Genomic DNA, 16,194 nt, shown 5'->3' on the forward strand with positions numbered 1-16,194 from the left:
CACCACCGACTCACTTCGGGAGCCCTTGTGCAGCACCTCGTTCTCGGCGACATTCCGGTCCACCGCCTGGGTTTCGGCGCCATGCGGATGCCCGCGGACGACCCGGCCGCGGCCCACGCCCTGGCCCGCCGCGCGGTCGAGCTGGGCGTGACCTTCCTCGACACCGCCGACTCCTACGACCTCGGCCGCAACGAGGAGCTGCTGGCGGAAGCCCTGCACCCGTACCCCGGCGACGTCGTGGTCGCCACCAAAGCCGGCCAGTGCCACCCCGGCGACGACTGGATCCCGCTCGGCCGCCCGGAGTACCTGCGCCAGCAGGCCGAGCTGAGCCTGCGCAGGCTGCGGGTCGAGCGCATCGACCTGTTCCAGCTGCACCGGGTCGACCCCGCCGTCCCGCTGGCGGACCAGATCGGTGCGGTGCGCCGGCTGCAGGACGAGGGCAAGGTGCGGCACGTCGGGCTGTCCGAGGTCTCCGTCGAGCAGATCGTCGAAGCCGGGCGGATCACCCCGATCGTGAGCGTGCAGAACAGGTACAACCTCGCCGACCGGCGCTCGGAGGACGTGCTGGCGCACTGCGAACGGCACGGCATCGCGTTCCTGCCCTGGCTGCCGATCGCGCCGAGCGTGCGCACGGACTCGCCGGTGACCGACGTGGCCCGCCGGCTGGGCGTCAGTCCGGCACAGGTGGCGCTCGCGTGGCTGCTGCGTCGTTCGGAGGTCATGCTCCCCATCCCGGGCACGTCATCCCTGCAGCACCTCGAGGAGAACACGGGTGCGGTCGACATCGTCCTGTCCGATGAGGACTTCGAGGCTTTGTCTTGTGGCAAAAGGGATTTTGTGCCCTCGCAGACGGGTCGCTAGCTTCGCCCGCATGGACTGGGGAACTTGTTCGGCCGTGGAACTCCTTGCCGCTCTGCGTTCTGGCGCGGTGACGTCGGTGGAACTGACCGACGACGCGATCGCCCGCATCGAACGGGACGACAAGGCGATCAACGCGATCTGCGTGCCGGACTTCGACCGCGCGAGGGCCGCCGCGCGCCGTGCCGACGAGGCCCGTGCTCGGGGCGAGGATCGGCCGTTGCTCGGCATTCCGGTGACGGTCAAGGAGTCCTACGACGTCGCCGGGCTGCCCACGACGTGGGGCATGCCCGCGCACCGGGACTTCGTGCCCACCGAGGACGCGGTGCAGGTGTCGCGGCTCAAGGCCGCGGGCGCGGTGGTGCTGGGCAAGACCAACGTTCCGTTGGGGTTGCAGGACATCCAGAGCTTCAACGAGATCTACGGCACCACCAACAACCCGTGGGACGTCAGCCGCACGGCCGGGGGTTCGTCCGGCGGTTCGGCGGCGGCCCTGGCCGCGGGCTTCGGCGCGCTGTCGATCGGCTCCGACCTGGCCGGTTCGCTGCGCACCCCGGCGCACTTCTGCGGCGTCCACGCCCACAAGCCCACTCTGGGCCTGGCAGCCACCCGCGGCATGGTCCCGCCGGCCGAGGCGGCGTTGCCGGTGGAGCAGGACCTGGCCGTGGTGGGGCCGATGGCGCGCAATGCCCGCGACCTCACGCTCCTGCTGGACGTCATGGCCGGACCGGACCCGTTGACGCTGGGCGTGGCGCATCGCGTGGCCCTACCGCCTGCCCGGCACGAGCGCCTGACCGGCTTCCGGGTGTTGGTGCTGGACGAACACCCTTGTATCCCAACGGGATCGGCCGTTCGTGCCGGCGTGCACCGGATTGGCGCCGCGTTGAGCGATGGCGGCGCCCGCGTGGAACAGCACAGTCCGCAGCTGCCTGATTTGTCTCGTGCCGCCACGCTGTACATGCAGCTGCTGGTGTCCGGTTCGGTGGCGCGCTTTCCACAAGACTCGCTGCCGACACCGTCTGGTGACAGCCTTGACGCCACACGGTTGCGCGCCATGACGTTCAGCCACCAGGACTGGATGTGGGCCAACCACGAGCGCGAACTCCACCGCCACGCCTGGCGGCACCTGTTCGCCGAGTTCGACGCCGTGGTGTGCCCGATCACGCCGACGCCCGCGTTCCCGCACGACCACACGCCGAACCCGATGGAACGGACCATCGACATCGACGGCTCGGCGCACCCGTACTTCGACCAGCTCGTCTGGGCGGGCCTGGCCACCACCCCCGGCCTGCCCGCCACCGCAGTTCCCGCGGGCAGGTCCGCGGAGGGGCTGCCGGTGGGGGTGCAGGTGATCGGGCCGATGTTCGAGGACCGCACCCCGTTGCGGCTGGCCGAACTGCTCGACTCGGTCGCGTGAGAGCCACCCCGAGGCGTCTCAGGCAGTGTTCGCGCGGGTCAATCGAGGCAGCGGAACCACACCACGCGGCGGCCGCCCAAGCCCTCGCGTCCAGCCTCGACGTCCACGATGCCCAGTCGCACGTGAGTCTTCACAGCGGTGTCGGTGCCGACACAGGTGGGCCCGTCCGCGCCGTCGTGCCACACGCCATCTCTGTCGGCCCACGACACACCGGAGACGACGTAGCCGCCGTCGCGGCCACCGTCGCTGTTGTGCAAGGCGATCGCGGTTCCGCTCCCGTTCGGCATCGCCCATCCCTCGACGACCTCGGGCGTCGCCGAGTGCTGTGTGGTGAACTCCCAGATCCCGAAGGCGGCCACTACGACTCCCACTGCCACCGGCGCGACGAATCGCCTTGCTCCCATGGCTGATTCCTACCAGCGCACCGGGTCCTGAGCACCTGTCGTCACGCCAGTGCCGCAGCGTCGAGCAGGTCCTCCGGCGGCACCCACAGCGGCCCACCGTCCCGCCCAGGCCGCAACCACCGCCGCTGCTCCGCCGTTTCCAGCGCCACGCCGAGGAACTGCCGGACGGCCTCCGACTGCTCCCCGTCCCGCCAGGCGAGCGACCACGGGTACACCGGCCGGAGCTCCTCCGGCCGGTGGATCGGTATCCCCAGGGCCGCGTACCGGTGGGCGTAGCCGTCGAACTCGAGCACGTGGGCCGGCGTGCGGGCGCGGGTGAGCGCCGCGTGGCAGTGCTCGAAGGTGCCGGGGTTGCCGAGCCAGCGCAACGTCAGGCCGGTGTGCTGTTCGAGTGAGCTGAGGTAGCGCCCGTGCGTGTTGTAGAGCGCCGAGCCGGGTGGGTCGCCGAAGACCTCGAGCGGGCGTTCGTGCAGGGAGGCGGACGGGCGAGGCGGGTCGCCCGGTCGTCCCACGAGCCAGAACGGTTCGAGTCGCAGCAGGGCGTGCTGCCACCCGGTGGGGTGGTCGGCCCTCATCGCCGCGGTGACGCGGATGATCGCCACGTCGAGCGTGTCGGCCAGCAGCGCCGCCAGCTGCCGGGTGCTGTCCATCGAGCTCTCCACGAGGCGGACGCCGGGGAACCGCTCGTGGAAGGCGTCGGCGAGGACGCGGCCGCTGTCCAGGCTGAAGATGTGCGCGATGCGGACGCGGTCGGGTTCCGGCTCGCGGCGCATGCGGTCGGCCAGGGCCAGCAGCTGCCTGGCCTGCTCCAGGAAGTGCTCGCCGCGCGGGGTGAGCGCGACGTGGCGGCTGTCGCGCAGCAGCAGCCGGGCGCCGAGGTCGTCCTCCAGCCGGCGGATCTGCTTGGACAGCGCCGGCTGGCTGATGAACAGCCTGGCCGCGGCCCGCCCGAAGTGCAGCTCCTCGGCGACCGTGACGAAGTAGCGCACCAGCCTCAGATCGAGATCCATCCCGTCCTCCCGGCACGAACCGTAGGGCCGGACCGGCAACGATGCCAGGGCGGTTATCGATCATGGCCGAACGTGTCCTGGACGCGGTGTCGACGCCGGAGTTGGCTGGCCACCAGAACCTGGACGAAACGGAGGATCACCTTGTCGGACAAGAGACCACCGGTCGTGTTCATCCACGGCCTGTGGCTGCACGCGACCAGCTGGCAGCCCTGGATCGACCACTTCGAGGCGGCTGGGTACTCCGCCGTCGCGCCCGGCTGGCCCCGCGAGCCCGGCACCGTCGCGGCGGCGCGGGAACAGCCGGACGCGGTGGCGGACACGACGATCGACGAGGCCACCGAGCACTTCGCCTCGATCATCGCCGGCCTCGCCGAGCCTCCGGTCGTGATCGGTCACTCCTTCGGAGGCCTGATCACGGAGAAGCTGCTCGGACAGGGCGTCGGACGCGCGGGCGTCGCGATCGACCCGGCCCAGATCAAGGGGGTCCTGCCGCTTCCGCTGGCCCAGCTGCGCTCCGGCCTGCCCGCGCTCGGCAACCCGGCCAACCTGCACCGCGCCGTCACGCTGAGCGAGAAGGAGTTCCGCTTCGGCTTCGGCAACGCGCTGACCGAGGAGGAGTCCGCGGACCTGTACCGGCGGTGGGTGGTGCCGGCGCCGGCCCGTCCGCTGTTCCAGGTGGCCGCCGCGAACTTCGTGCTGCACTCGCAGGCGCAGGTCGACACCCACCGCGCCGACCGCGGGCCGTTGCTGCTGATCTCCGGGACCGCGGACCACACCGTGCCCGACGTCGTGACCCGGTCGACGTTCAAGCAGTACCGCGACTCCACCGCGGTCACCGAGCTCAAGCAGTTCGAAGGCCGTGGTCACTCGCTCACGATCGACAGCGGCTGGCGCGAGGTCGCCGACTCCGTGCTCGGCTGGCTGCACGCTCAAGGGATCTGAGGGGACACGTGGATCTCGGACTCGACGGCCAGGTCGCCGTCGTCACCGGTGCCAGCAAGGGCATCGGACTGGCCATCGCCACCGCGCTCGTCGCCGAGGGCGCCTTCGTCGTCGCGGGCGCCCGGTCGAGCAGCGAGGGGCTGGACGCGCTCACCGCGGGCGGCAAGGCCGTCGCCGTCTCCGTCGACCTCGGCACCGTCGACGGGCCGGGCCGGCTCGTGGACGCGGCGCTCGCCGAGCACGGGCGCCTCGACGTCCTGGTCAACAACGTCGGCTTCGTCACGCCGCGGACCACCGGGTTCCTCCTCGTCACCGACGACCAGTGGGCGCAGTCGATCACCCTCAACCTCCTGGCCGCGGTGCGCACCACCAGGGCCGCCCTGCCCGCGATGCTGACGGCGGGCCGGGGCAGCATCGTCAACACCGCCTCGGTCAACGCCACCCTGCCGGACCCGACCGTGATCGACTACGGCGCGGCGAAGGCGGCGCTGGTCAACCTCACCAAGGCGTTGTCCAAGGAGTTCGGCCCGCACGGCATCCGGGTCAACTCGATCAGCCCCGGTCCCGTCGCGACCGACCTCTGGCTGGGTACCGGCGGCGTGGCCGAGACCCTCGCCGCCACCGCCGGCGAGACACCGGGTGCCGTCGCCGACCAGGCCGCGGCCCAGGCGGTCACCGGCCGGTTCACCAGGCCGGAGGAGGTCGCCGATCTCGCGCTGTTCCTGGCCGGTGACCGCGTCTCGGGCAACGTCACGGGCGTGAACATGGTCATCGACGGCGGCTTCACCACCGAGACGCACTGAGCCCCACCCGTGCGGGCCGGAAATCGGGAGGGGCTCCTGGGGTGTGTTCGGTAGCGTCGGCGAGGTGACCCGAGTCGCGAGCCACGCGTGAGGAGTTGGTCGGCGGATGTCTGACGAAGTGCTCCAGGTGCCCCTCCACCAGGAGCTCGACGCCCTGTTCGGCCAGCACACGGCGGCCGGGCACGCGCGGGCCCTGGTCTACGGCGTCACCGGCCAGGACGGCCTGGCGCACTCCGCCGGCTTCGGGGTGGCCGACGACCACGGCCGCGTTCCGGACGCGGACGTGGTCTTCCCGATCGCGTCGATGTCCAAGAGCTTCATCGCCTGCGCCGTGCTGATCGCCCGCGACCGGGGCCACCTGTCCCTGCACGACCCGATCACCCGGCACGTCCCGGAGTTCGTCCTCGCCGGCGACCAGCGGGACGTCCCGACGATCGAGATGCTCCTGGGCATGTGCGGCGGGCTCACCGAGGACAACTCGTGGGTGGACCCGTTCATCGGCACCCCCACCGAGGACCTCCTCGCCCTGGTGTCCAGGGGAGTGCGCCTCAGCCACCCGCCGGGCGCGGTCTTCGAGTACTCCAACCTCGGCTTCGCGCTGGTCGGGCTGGCACTGACCCGTGCGGTGGGCCGGCCGCTGGCGGAGTTCGTCACGGAGGAGCTGCTCCAGCCGCTGGGCCTGACGTCCACGTTCTGCGACACGGCCGTGCCCGGCGACGTCCCCCGCGCCGTCGGCTACTCGCTCGACGCGGAGGGCAACTGGGTCGCCTACCCGCCGCAGACCTCGGACGCGTTCCTCGCCGCCGGGGGACTGGTGAGCACCGTGCGCGACCTCGCCACGTGGATCACCTGGCTCGGCTCCGCGCTGCGCCCGGAGCGCGCGGGCGACGTCCCGGTGCTCAGCCGCCTGTCCCGCCGCGACGTGCAACGCGTGCGCATGGTCATGCCGCCGTCGGTGGCCGTGACGGGGGTCGGGCAGGCCCGGCTGACCTCCAGCGGGTACGCCCTCGGCCTCGGCGTCCTGACCGACCTGCACCGCGGGACGGTCGTCTCCCACGGTGGCGGTCTCCCCGGTTTCTGGCTCTTCATGGCCTGGCACCCCGAGTCGGGCCACGGCGCCGTCGTCCTGACCAACGGCAACCGGGGCAACCCCGGCGGGCTCTGCACCGAGGCGCTGGGACGGGTGCTGAACCACCACCGCGCCCCCGCGAGCACCGCCGCGCTGTGGCCGGAGACGGTCGCGCTGCGCGACCAGGCCGACGCCCTCGTCCGCGACTGGGACGACTCGCTGGCCGCCCGGATCTTCGCCGAGAACGTCGACTTCGACCGCCCGCTGCCGGAACGCCGCGCCGAGATCGCCCGGCTCGTGGCCGAGATCGGCCCCCTGCTCGACGTCCGCCCGTCCGCCGTCTCCGCCCGCACCGCGGCCGACATCACCTGGTCGATCCCCGGCGAGCGCGGCGAGCTGCTGTGCATGATCCACCTGACCCCGGTGGAGCCGGCGCGCGTCCAGGAGTTCGTCGTGAAGGCCCTGCCCGCCGGGCGGCCCCGGACCGCCGGTGCCACGGACATCTCGCTGCAGCGCCGTTTCGGCGACGCCTTCCTCACTCCCGCGGCCAACGTCCGAGTCGTGTTTCCCGGCTCTGACGGGGAATGACGGGCTGTCGACAGCTTGTCGACGAGCTGCAACCGCGCGGTCCTACCGTCGCCCGCACCGAAGCCGGCGAAAGGACGACCGCGATGAGAACCATGCTGAGACGACTGGCACTGATCAGCACAGCCGTGCCGCTGTTGCTGGGAATCGGGATCCAGTCCGCTTCCGCCACGACGCACACGGCCGACGGGACAGCGCCGGACGCGCACCTGTCGGCCGCTGCCGTCACCCTGGTGACCGGCAACGACAACAAGGACTTCGACACGCTCGTGCGCGCCCAGGCGGAGACCCCGTCCGGCCGGGTCGCCGCCGACTTCAGCGACGTCGGGACCGAGTACGGGGACAACAGCGTCCACGGGCCGTTCATGATGCGGACCGACACCGGCGTCACCGCCGCGATGCTGAGCTCGGGCCTCGTGCGGATCGCGATCGATCCCAACGGGAACGACACCTGGCACTTCAGCTACAGCCTGACCCTGTTCTTCTCGGACGGCACGACGTTCGTGGTGCAGGCGGGCAGCCTCTCGCTGAACCAGGACTCCCGGCAGCTGACCACGCCGTTCACCCTCACCACCCAGGTGGCCGTGCCCGACGTGGTCGGCGCGTCCCAGAGCAGCGCCAGGGCCACCCTGCAGGCCGCGGGCCTGGGAGTCGTCGTGACCTCGGCCGTCGACCCGACGTGCAACTTCATCAACCTGGTGATGCGGGAGAGCCCGCGGGCGGGGACCGTCGTGAACGTCGGCTCCACGGTCACCATCACGATCGGGCTGAAGCCGCGGATCTGCCCCTGAGGGCTGTGCCGCCGCGCACCGTGCCCACGTGCCGTCGAATGTTCCCGGGCCGGTAACGCCGCACGGCCTTCCGGAGACAACGCACCCAGAACATTCGGTTCCGAAGGGTGCGGTGGATGATCAGGCCGGTCAAGGGTGTGCAGTCGGTGCTCGAGCTGGTCGACCACGTCGTCGAGCACCGGCCGTCGTTGCCGCCACTGGTCATCGCCGTCACCGGCGCGGACGACGAGGCCCGCGCGTTCCTCGACGACTGCCGGGGAGGACTCGCCGACATCGGCGGCGAGCCGCTGGTGCCGCACGCGCACGCCGACGCGGTGACGGCGGCGCTGGCCGAGGGGTCGGCGATCTCCCCGGACGTCGGCCTGCTGGACGAGCTCGCGAAGCAGCTGAAGAGCACCATTCCACGCGGAGCGGGGAGGAACTGGCGCGCGAGGCAGTTCGCGCTCGTCCTGGACGTGGTCACCGCCGCCGCCCTGATCGACGCACCGACCTCGGAAGCCAGGCGCGAGGCGTTGCACGACCGGCTCTACGGGCAGTGGGAGAAGCGGACCGGGCTGCTCGCCTGGGCGCGCGACCTGCGCGACACCGAACTGCCGGGCAAGGTCCTCGGCCTCGTCCTCACGGTCCTGCTCGGCGGCCCCAGCCGCTGGTTCTTCGGCAGGAGGCTGAACCGGCGCGGCCTCCGCTGGTTCAGCGACCACGTGCGGGACGAGACCGGCAGAGGCGGCGGATTCCTCGACCAGGCCGTGTACCTGCTGCCGGACAGCGGGTTGCCGGACGTGGCCGCGTTGCGCCGCCGCGTCCTGCTCGACGCGCTGCTGCACGACGTCGCGGTGTTCACCCGGCGCACGAGGTTCCTGCCGAGCCGCAGGCGGCGTCGGTGGACACCGGTGCTGTTGCTGGACGCCACCGAGCCGGTCGCGGCGGAGCTGGTGACCCTCTACTCCGAGCTCACCGCCCGGACGAACGTCATGCCGTTGCTCGTCGTCGCGGCGGTGCCAGAGGAGGCGCTCGGCGACGAGCCCGTGCACGACCTCGACGAAGGCGTTGTCGCGCTGCGTGGCGTGGTGGAGAAGGAGGAGGTGCGGCGGAGGCTCGTGCTGAGGCTTCCGCAGGGCGCCGCCCGTCCCACCGTCCATCGGGTGACGCCTCGGATTCCCAGCCGTGCCTCCGCTTTCGCGCCGCTCGTGCTCACCGTGCTGCTGGTCGTGACCGGCACCGCGTACGCCGGTTACCACGTCGGCTGGGGCGGCTGTGCGGACACCAGGATCAAGGACGGCACGGGCGAACGCGTCGGGATCATCGAACGCGGCTGCAGCTTCAGCCGGACCGAGACCGTCGTGGCCGGCGTGCCGAACCTCGCCGACCTGGAACAGCAGGTCTTCCGCAACAACGACGCGGTCGACGAGATGGAGCTGGTCGGCGGGAAGCACCAGTACTTCCGCGAGGTGGTGTTCTTCGCACCGCTCACCCGCCCGAACGCCGCCGGGCACACCGCCCCGCCGAACGCCGTCTGGCAGCTGCGCGGTGCCGTCGAAGCCCAGCGGGAGCACAACGAGAAGGCCAGGATCGACGAGGACCTGGTGCCCGTGAAGCTCCTGCTGGCCAACAGCGGCGACAAGTTCTCCGAGGGCGACTGGGTGGCGTCGAAGATCGCCGAACGGCCGCAGTCCCAGGGCGGGGAGCTCGCCGCCGTGATCGGCATCTCGCAGAGCAGGAAGGAGATCGGGGACCTGATCGGCAGGCACCTCAAGGGCATTCCGGTGATCGGCGCCAGCATGTACGGCGGCAAGATGACCAGCGGCAACCCCGGCATGTTCCTGACCTCCCCGCTGAACGAGGCGTGGGCGGAGAAGATGGCGACCTGGCTCGGCGGCCGGCCGGCCGCGATCGTCTTCGACCCGGACGACGAGTACTTCAGCCGGCAGCTGCGCGACCTGCTGGCCGGCAGGGGGGTCGGCGCGCAGGGCGACAACATCGAGGTCAGGGAGCAGACGGACGACGTCGACTTCGCCGGCTCGCTGTCGGCCGTCTGCGAGAAGAACCTGGTTCCCGTGCTGACCAACCGCGCCGACCAGATCCTGAAGTTCCTCGTGCGCATGGACGGCATCAAGGCCTGCACCGACAAGTTGCGGATGCCGGTGCTCGCCGGCCCCGGCCTGGTGGTCGAAGCCGCGAAGGGCGCCCTCGCCGACCAGCACCGCTGGGCCGAGATCACGATGCTGTGCCTGGCCGGCACCGCCGCGGAGAGCGAGGAGTCGACCGGGCGCGACGCCTTCCGGTTCGCCGCCCTGGCCATCACGGAGGCGAAGAAGTCGGCCGGTGAGCTGTGGCGGCCGCAGGCCGTGCAGACGCAACTGGAGAACTCGCCTGTTTTCGCGCAGGCCGGATTGCACAAGCTCAACGATCCCGGTGCTGTTGACCGGATTCAGTTCATCAGCGTCAACCAGCCGGACCGGTGAGGCTGGTGGCGCCGCTCGGGCATTTGCCTGTCGGCAAATCCTGCTGACGGCGTGCGGCCACAGCGGCACGACATCGCCGGCTTCCGACGCGCCGGCCTCCAACGCGCCGGCCTCGGGTGCGGCCGCGCTGGCCGCGCCCGTGGTTTCGCTGGAGGAGGTCGCGAAGCTGGTGCAGAACGTCACCGGTCAGTGCGCGGATGCCAAGCGCAGGAGCCATGACCATCTGGTGAACGGGTGGTTCATTGGCACCACGGGAGAGATCTGCGGAAAGCACGTCGCCGAGTGGGCTCACCGTGTCGCGTTCGGGAACGGGTACGCGGTGTTCTCGGACGTCGGCGGTCGCTGACAGCCGGCCGACCGTCGACGCGCTCCGCACCAGCTGTACCGACAGCAGGGTGAGCGCGAGGCTGCCGAACGTCAGCGAGCTCCGCTGAGCCGCGCCGCCCGCAGCAGCTCGAGCTGCTCCGCCCCACCGGTTCCCGGCGCCGCCGTGTAGGTGACGATCCGCAGGTCGGCACCGGGCACGGTCAGCACGTCGCAGTCCACGGTGATGTCACCCAGCTCGGGGTGGCTGATCGTCTTGAGGTCGCCGACGAGCTGACCCATGCCCGCCACCGACCACAGCTCGCCGAAGAACGGCGAGGCCGCCCGCAGGCCGTCCACGAGCGCCGCCAGCTCGGGGTCGGTCGGGTAGCGGGAGACCGCTTCGCGCAGGTCGGCGACGATCGCGGTCTCGAAGGCGTACGGGCCGGCCGTCGAGGTGACCGGGCGCAGGTGCCAGCGGCCCTCCCCGGTGCCGAAGAGGGCGCGGGCGAGGTTGCGCCCGGCGGGCGGCAGGCCGGACGGGTCGCCGTGCAGGGCCGTCCACATGTCGTTCCACCACAGCAGGCTCCAGTCCGCGGCGAACACGCCGATCGGGAGGTCGCCCAGGCGGTCGACGAGGCGGCGGATGCTCGGCGGCACGTGGGTGCCGACGGTCTGGTCGCGGGGCGCGAGCAGGCCCGCGGCGCGGTAGAGCTGGTCGCGTTCGGCCGGGGTGAGCCGCAGTGCGCGGGCCAGGGCGGAGACCACCTGGGCGGACGGGTTGGTGGCCCGGCTCTGCTCCAGCCGCAGCACGTACTCGTGGGACAGGCCGGCGAGCTCGGCCAGCTCCTCGCGGCGCAGGCCGGGGGCGCGCCGGCGGGCCGACCGGGCGTAGCCGGCGTCGGCGGGGTCGAGGCGGTCGCGCCAGCCGCGCACCAGGGCACCGAAGCTCAGGTCGCTCACCCCTCCATGATCGCAATGGGCGTCTCCTGCACCACGGTCACCATCCTGGCGAGCGCGGCGCGCATGTAGCGGGTCCAGAGCGGCTTGAACGGGCCGGCGACGATCCAGCCGCGGCCGGGCAGCGGGCGGAAGTCGTAGGTCCAGCGGATCGACGTGCCGGTGCCGTCGGGCAGGAACGACCACTCGCCGCGCACCCCGGAGACCAGCTTGGCCAGCACGTTGGTGAAACCGCTGAGCTCGTAGGCGAACCCGTGCCCGGCCACGACCTCGGTGAGCCGCTCGTCGGCCTTGGAGCCGTCGGAGAACCAGGTCTGGCGCGAGGTCCCCGGCCGGTCCCAGGTGCCGGTCTGGTCGCGCACCTCCGCGACGCCGGGGAACGGTCCCCAGGGCTGGAAGACCTGCGCGAGGTCGATCGGCACGATGACCCGGTAGGTGTGGGCGGGGGCGGCCGTCGTGCGGGCGAAGACGGTGATCGGAACGCTGTTTTTCGTCATGCCACGAGCATCACGGGCAGCGCGCGCCTCAGGCAGACACCTGTCAGTACACACCCTCGCGACCGTGGTCCGGGCCTCGGGCATGCGAAGCCATGCAGAGGCGATGAATACACCGTGGACCGCTGCATCCGTTGGTGTGGCGGGTGATTATGATCCGGGGACATCGATCCGCACTGGGGGCAGGTTGCCGGACTGGGATGTGGAGACGCTCGCAGCGAGCCTGCGGACGTACAGCGCGGACCTGGCGCTGTACGCGGGGTTCCTGGTGAACACGTTGTCCGGCGCGCTGCCGCCGGACATGGTCGAGGTGCGGCGGAAGACCGGCGTGCTGCGCCGGGGTGACGGTCCGGTGCTCGTCGTGACGGTGCGGGTGGGGGACCGGCGGTTCACGTTGCGCCGGAAGGCCGTCGGCGCCGCGGTGGGCGCGCAGATCGCGCACGAGTCGCGTGGAATCGTGCTGAGCACCTCGGACGTCAAGATCGACGCGTGGTCGCGGGAGCTCGCGGCCGCGTTGACGTCGTACGCCGCGCACCACGCGGAAGCCGCGGAGCTGTTGCGCCGCATCACGTTGCCGGACCTGCCGTGAAGCTGAGCGCCGCGGACCACCAGGCGTTGCGGTCCGTCGGCTTCACCCCGCTCGGCCCGGTCTTCGGCAACCACGTGCGCCGCGCGGCGGTCGGCTGGCTGCCGTGCGGGCCGGACGTGAGTCCCGTGCTGCGCCAGGAAGACGGACTCGCCAAGGCGGTCGACGACGCGCTCATCCGGCTGATGCACATGTCGCCGGACGCGGACGGCGTCATCGGGATCCGGGTGACCGAGGAGCCGTTCGGCCGCGGCTCGGAGGTGAGCCTGACCGGCGTGGCCGTGCGCGCGGACGGTGCCGTGCGGCCGGGAATCAGGTTCCTGACGCACCTCGGCGGCGCGGACTTCGCCAAGCTGCTGCACGGCGGATGGGTGCCGTGCGGTCTGGCGGTCGGGGTCGCCGCGGTGGCCGTGCACCGGGTCGAGATGCCGCGCACGATCGAGCTGGCGATGTCGAACCGGGAGCTGCCGCAGCCCACCGAGGTCCTGAACCGCGTGCAACTCCGTGCGCGGGCACATCTGAGCGCCGAGTGCGGGCTGCTGGGCGGCGCGGGCGTGGTGATGGGGCAGATGGACGTGCGGGTGCGTGAGCCGCACTGCTGGCTGGCCAACCTCCGACCGCCGTTGCAGTTCCAGTTCCCCTGGTCGCCGCCGCTGGAGAACGAGAAGCAGTGGCACGGACGCGACATCTACGCGGAAGCCGTGTTCACCGCGACCGCGATCACGCCGTTCCGCGCGCCGGCCGTCGCTCCGTTGACGATCATGCCGGTGGGTGACCGGTGATCAGGGCGGCCGGGTTCACCCCGCTCGGCCCGGCGAGCGGCACCGCGATGTTCGCGGGTCGCGTCCCGCACCCGTCGTGCGGGCTGGTCCGGGACAGTTCCGAGGTCTACCCGCACCGGAGCGTGGCCGGGATGTGGCGCGAGGGCTGGGCGACGGCGCTCACCCGGCTGCGGGAGCGCTGCACGGCGTTGGGCGGCGACGGCGTGATCGGCGTGCGGCTGACGCGGCAGGAGCTGGGGCGCCGCTACGAGTTCACCGCGTCGGGCACGGTCGTGCGCGCGGACGGCGAGATCCACCCGGCACTGCCGTTCACCGCCCATGTCGACGGCAGGGAGTTCGTCGCCCTCATGTCGGCGGGATGGGTGCCGGTGGGAGTCGTGTCCGGGTTCGCGGTGGTCCGCGGTCACCTCGGCTGGAGACTTCCGGTGCTGGCCGAACAACCCGAGCACACCGACACGCTGACCCACGCGATGACGACCGCACGGCGTGCGTTCGCCGACGACGCGCTCCGCCAGAACGCCACGGCGGTCGTGGTCCACGACATGAGCACCCATGTCGGTCACGAGGAGTGCCGGGAACACCACCGCACCGACGTCGAGGCGCACGCGCTGGTCGTCGGCACCGCGATCACGCAGTTCCGCGCGGCGGCCGCGCGGCCACCGCTGACCATCATGCCGTTGCACCGAGGGGGAACCGGATGAGCGTCGAGCTGTCCACCGAGGCGATGAAGAGACTCCGCCAGCTCCAGCCCGGCGGCAGGGGGATCTTCACGTCCGACCTGTCCGTCAACGAGTTCCTGCTGGTGCGGCAGGCGGGTTTCCGGCCGCTGGGGCTGGTGCTCGGCGTGTCGATCTACCACGTGGGCACGCAGTTCCGGCGCTGGAACGCCAACCAGGAGCTCGACGTGCTCTCGCAGGCGATGTACCACGCGCGGGAGCTCGCGATGACCCGCATGCAGGCCGAGGCGGAGGTGCTCGGCGCGGACGGCATCGTCGGCGTGCGGCTCAAGGTCGAGCTCAAGGAGTGGGGGACGCACGTCGCCGAGTTCAGCGCCGTCGGCACCGCGGTGAAGGCGGAAGACGGCGGGAACTGGCGCAACCACGCGGGAAAGCCGTTCACCTCGGACCTGTCCGGACAGGACTTCTGGACGTTGCTGCAGGCCGGGTACGCGCCGTCCGGCATGGTGATGGGCACGTGCGTCTACCACGTCGCGCACCAGACGCTGGGTGCCGTCATCGGCAACCTGGGCCGCAACGCCGAGCTGCCCGAGTTCACCCAGGGCCTCTACACGGCGAGGGAGCTCGCCATGGAGCGGATGCAGGCGGAGGCGGCGGCGCTGGAGTCGGAGGGCATCGTCGGCGTGCAGTTGTTGCAGCACAACCACAGCTGGTCCGGGCACGTCACGGAGTTCTTCGCGGTCGGGACGGCGGTGCGGCCGATCCGCGACGACCACACGATCCCGGCCCCGCAGCTGGTGCTCGGCCTGGACTCCTAGCGGCCGGACTCCTGCCTCAAGAAATCCTGCCGCCGGAACCCCGGCCGGCACACCACCGGTCAGTTCGTCCGCAGATGCCGGCCGATGCGCTCGAACTCGGCCGTCATCTCCGGCGACACGAGGAAGTCGTCGAGGGGAGCGGACACCTCGTAGTCCACCGACTCCAGCGCCCGGATCGCCAGCTGCACCACGAACTCCGGGTCGCGGTCGGCGAGGTAGCCCGCCCAGTGCTCCAGGGCCTCCAGCGCCCACAGCAGCTGCGGTTCCATGTCGCCCTCGGACAGCGTGCCTTCGTCGATCGTGTCCAGCCACGCGCGCAACTGGTCCGGCGTGCTGCCCGCCGGGTCGGCGCACGCCTGCCCGAACGCCTGCCGGGCGTCGTCGTCCAGCTCGGCCTCCGCCGCGTCGTCGAGATCGTCGCCCTCGGTCAGCATGCGCACGGTCTCGGCGCCGAACCGGTGCCGCTGCTCGTCTTCTGCGGTCGCGACCAGGTCTCGGACGGCCTGTTCCACCTCGGTGTAGTGCACGACGAGATCCAACCAGCCGCCTGCGTGCGGGCGGCACCCGGTCCCAGGGGGACACCACCTGCTGATACGCGCTTAAAGAAAAATTCCAGTGCCGGAGTGCACGGTCGGACGATCTCTGTGGATGACCCGTGAGCCAGGAGGACGAGGCAGTGGAGAGGGTGGATCCCGCCGTCGAGGCGGTCCCGGTGCGTGAGTGCGGCGAGCCCTTGGTCGACCTGCGCACCGTGGCCGCTCTGCGGCTCGACGACCGCCGTGCCGATGACGTGGGTTTGTACGCCCGGTTGCGGATCGGCGTGGTGGACCGGCTGGTCACCGCGCAGACGCTGCTGCCACCGGGACTGCGGTTGCTGGTCGTCGAGGGGTACCGGCCGGGTTCCTCGTCGCACGTCACCGGGGGAGCGGTGGACCTGAGCCTGTGCACTGTGGACGCGGACGAGCTCGATCTGGGGACGGTCTTCGACGCCGCGGAGCCCCGGGACCGGGAGGAGGCGTTGCGCAACCGCGACTTCCTCGCGGCCGCGCTGGAGGGCGCGGGACTGGTCGGCTACCCCGGCGCGTGGTGGCACTGGTCCTACGGCGACCGGTACTGGGCGCACCTCACCGGGTCCCCTCAGGCGATCTACGGACCTGATGTGTGTCCAAACGGCTGAACTGCGCGGGGCCGAAGTGATCTACCTTCAGTGGCGGTGACACTGGGGAGGTCGCG

General features: G+C 71.5%; 18 protein-coding genes. 13 read left to right on the forward strand and 5 right to left on the reverse strand.

Translation table 11 applies throughout. The annotated features are described in order from the left end of the window. Positions 1-27: 27 nt before the first annotated feature. Positions 28-861, forward strand: a complete 834-nt coding sequence (locus ACFWV3_RS00175) for an aldo/keto reductase (protein ID WP_382406468.1) — start codon at positions 28-30, stop codon at positions 859-861. Positions 862-871: 10 nt separating this feature from the next. Continuing rightward, on the forward strand, positions 872-2,275 hold the full coding sequence (locus ACFWV3_RS00180) for an amidase (RefSeq protein ID WP_382406470.1): 1,404 nt from the start codon (positions 872-874) through the stop codon (positions 2,273-2,275). Between the two features lie 38 nt (positions 2,276-2,313). Here the strand turns inward: ACFWV3_RS00180 and ACFWV3_RS00185 are convergent, their stop codons facing one another. Together ACFWV3_RS00185 and ACFWV3_RS00190 are read right to left on the reverse strand one after the other, a co-directional pair. Further along, positions 2,314-2,679 carry a hypothetical protein gene (locus tag ACFWV3_RS00185; RefSeq protein WP_382406472.1) on the reverse strand — a complete coding sequence of 122 codons (366 nt, stop codon included), beginning with the start codon at positions 2,677-2,679 and terminating at the stop codon, positions 2,314-2,316. Positions 2,680-2,720: 41 nt separating this feature from the next. Then, positions 2,721-3,689: a LysR family transcriptional regulator gene (locus tag ACFWV3_RS00190; protein WP_382406474.1), complete on the reverse strand. Its 969-nt coding sequence runs from the start codon at positions 3,687-3,689 to the stop codon at positions 2,721-2,723. Positions 3,690-3,830: 141 nt separating this feature from the next. Here ACFWV3_RS00190 and ACFWV3_RS00195 point away from each other — a divergent pair, with 141 nt between their 5' ends. The 6 genes from ACFWV3_RS00195 (at position 3,831) to ACFWV3_RS00220 (ending at position 10,687) form a co-directional block, all read left to right on the forward strand. Next, on the forward strand, positions 3,831-4,631 hold the full coding sequence (locus ACFWV3_RS00195) for an alpha/beta hydrolase (RefSeq protein ID WP_382406476.1): 801 nt from the start codon (positions 3,831-3,833) through the stop codon (positions 4,629-4,631). 8 nt (positions 4,632-4,639) lie between these two features. After that, positions 4,640-5,434, forward strand: coding sequence for an SDR family NAD(P)-dependent oxidoreductase (locus tag ACFWV3_RS00200; RefSeq protein ID WP_382406478.1), 795 nt, complete (start codon positions 4,640-4,642; stop codon positions 5,432-5,434). Positions 5,435-5,540: 106 nt separating this feature from the next. Next, entirely contained in the window at positions 5,541-7,091 is a 1,551-nt protein-coding gene (locus tag ACFWV3_RS00205) for a serine hydrolase domain-containing protein (protein WP_382406480.1), read from the forward strand. Positions 7,092-7,174: 83 nt separating this feature from the next. Beyond that, entirely contained in the window at positions 7,175-7,879 is a 705-nt protein-coding gene (locus tag ACFWV3_RS00210) for a PASTA domain-containing protein (protein ID WP_382406482.1), read from the forward strand. A 116-nt stretch (positions 7,880-7,995) separates the two neighbouring features. Further along, positions 7,996-10,341: a hypothetical protein gene (locus ACFWV3_RS00215; RefSeq protein WP_382406484.1), complete on the forward strand. Its 2,346-nt coding sequence runs from the start codon at positions 7,996-7,998 to the stop codon at positions 10,339-10,341. Beyond that, complete coding sequence (locus tag ACFWV3_RS00220; RefSeq protein WP_382406486.1) at positions 10,292-10,687, forward strand: hypothetical protein; 396 nt, start codon at positions 10,292-10,294, stop codon at positions 10,685-10,687. Before ACFWV3_RS00215 ends, ACFWV3_RS00220 begins: the two co-directional genes overlap by 50 nt. A 71-nt stretch (positions 10,688-10,758) precedes the next feature. Here the strand turns inward: ACFWV3_RS00220 and ACFWV3_RS00225 are convergent, their stop codons facing one another. Together ACFWV3_RS00225 and ACFWV3_RS00230 are read right to left on the reverse strand one after the other, a co-directional pair. After that, entirely contained in the window at positions 10,759-11,607 is an 849-nt protein-coding gene (locus ACFWV3_RS00225; RefSeq protein WP_382406488.1) for a helix-turn-helix domain-containing protein, read from the reverse strand. Beyond that, entirely contained in the window at positions 11,604-12,101 is a 498-nt protein-coding gene (locus ACFWV3_RS00230) for an SRPBCC family protein (RefSeq protein ID WP_382406490.1), read from the reverse strand. The genes ACFWV3_RS00225 and ACFWV3_RS00230 overlap by 4 nt, the downstream gene beginning before the upstream one ends. 199 nt (positions 12,102-12,300) lie before the next feature. On the opposite strand from ACFWV3_RS00230, the gene ACFWV3_RS00235 reads away from it, so the two are divergent. The 4 genes from ACFWV3_RS00235 to ACFWV3_RS00250 are packed head-to-tail and all read left to right on the forward strand — an operon-like array spanning position 12,301 to position 14,961. Beyond that, a complete protein-coding gene (locus ACFWV3_RS00235; protein ID WP_382406492.1) occupies positions 12,301-12,687 on the forward strand; it encodes a hypothetical protein in 387 nt (128 codons plus the stop codon). Then, the gene (locus ACFWV3_RS00240; protein ID WP_382406494.1) at positions 12,684-13,466 is read left to right on the forward strand and encodes a hypothetical protein; all 783 of its coding nucleotides are present in this window, start codon (positions 12,684-12,686) and stop codon (positions 13,464-13,466) included. The genes ACFWV3_RS00235 and ACFWV3_RS00240 overlap by 4 nt, the downstream gene beginning before the upstream one ends. After that, complete coding sequence (locus tag ACFWV3_RS00245; RefSeq protein ID WP_382406496.1) at positions 13,463-14,167, forward strand: heavy metal-binding domain-containing protein; 705 nt, start codon at positions 13,463-13,465, stop codon at positions 14,165-14,167. The genes ACFWV3_RS00240 and ACFWV3_RS00245 overlap by 4 nt, the downstream gene beginning before the upstream one ends. Continuing rightward, positions 14,164-14,961 (forward strand): heavy metal-binding domain-containing protein, encoded by a 798-nt coding sequence (locus ACFWV3_RS00250; RefSeq protein ID WP_382406497.1) that lies wholly within the window; start codon positions 14,164-14,166, stop codon positions 14,959-14,961. Before ACFWV3_RS00245 ends, ACFWV3_RS00250 begins: the two co-directional genes overlap by 4 nt. A gap of 59 nt (positions 14,962-15,020) precedes the next feature. Here the strand turns inward: ACFWV3_RS00250 and ACFWV3_RS00255 are convergent, their stop codons facing one another. Beyond that, positions 15,021-15,488, reverse strand: a complete 468-nt coding sequence (locus ACFWV3_RS00255; RefSeq protein ID WP_382406499.1) for a hypothetical protein — start codon at positions 15,486-15,488, stop codon at positions 15,021-15,023. 128 nt (positions 15,489-15,616) lie between these two features. Between ACFWV3_RS00255 and ACFWV3_RS00260 the strand changes: the two genes are divergently transcribed. Continuing rightward, the gene (locus ACFWV3_RS00260; RefSeq protein WP_382406501.1) at positions 15,617-16,138 is read left to right on the forward strand and encodes a M15 family metallopeptidase; all 522 of its coding nucleotides are present in this window, start codon (positions 15,617-15,619) and stop codon (positions 16,136-16,138) included. Positions 16,139-16,194 lie beyond the last annotated feature (56 nt).

This window comes from Lentzea sp. NPDC059081, assembly GCF_042738015.1.
Lineage (GTDB): Bacteria > Actinomycetota > Actinomycetes > Mycobacteriales > Pseudonocardiaceae > Lentzea.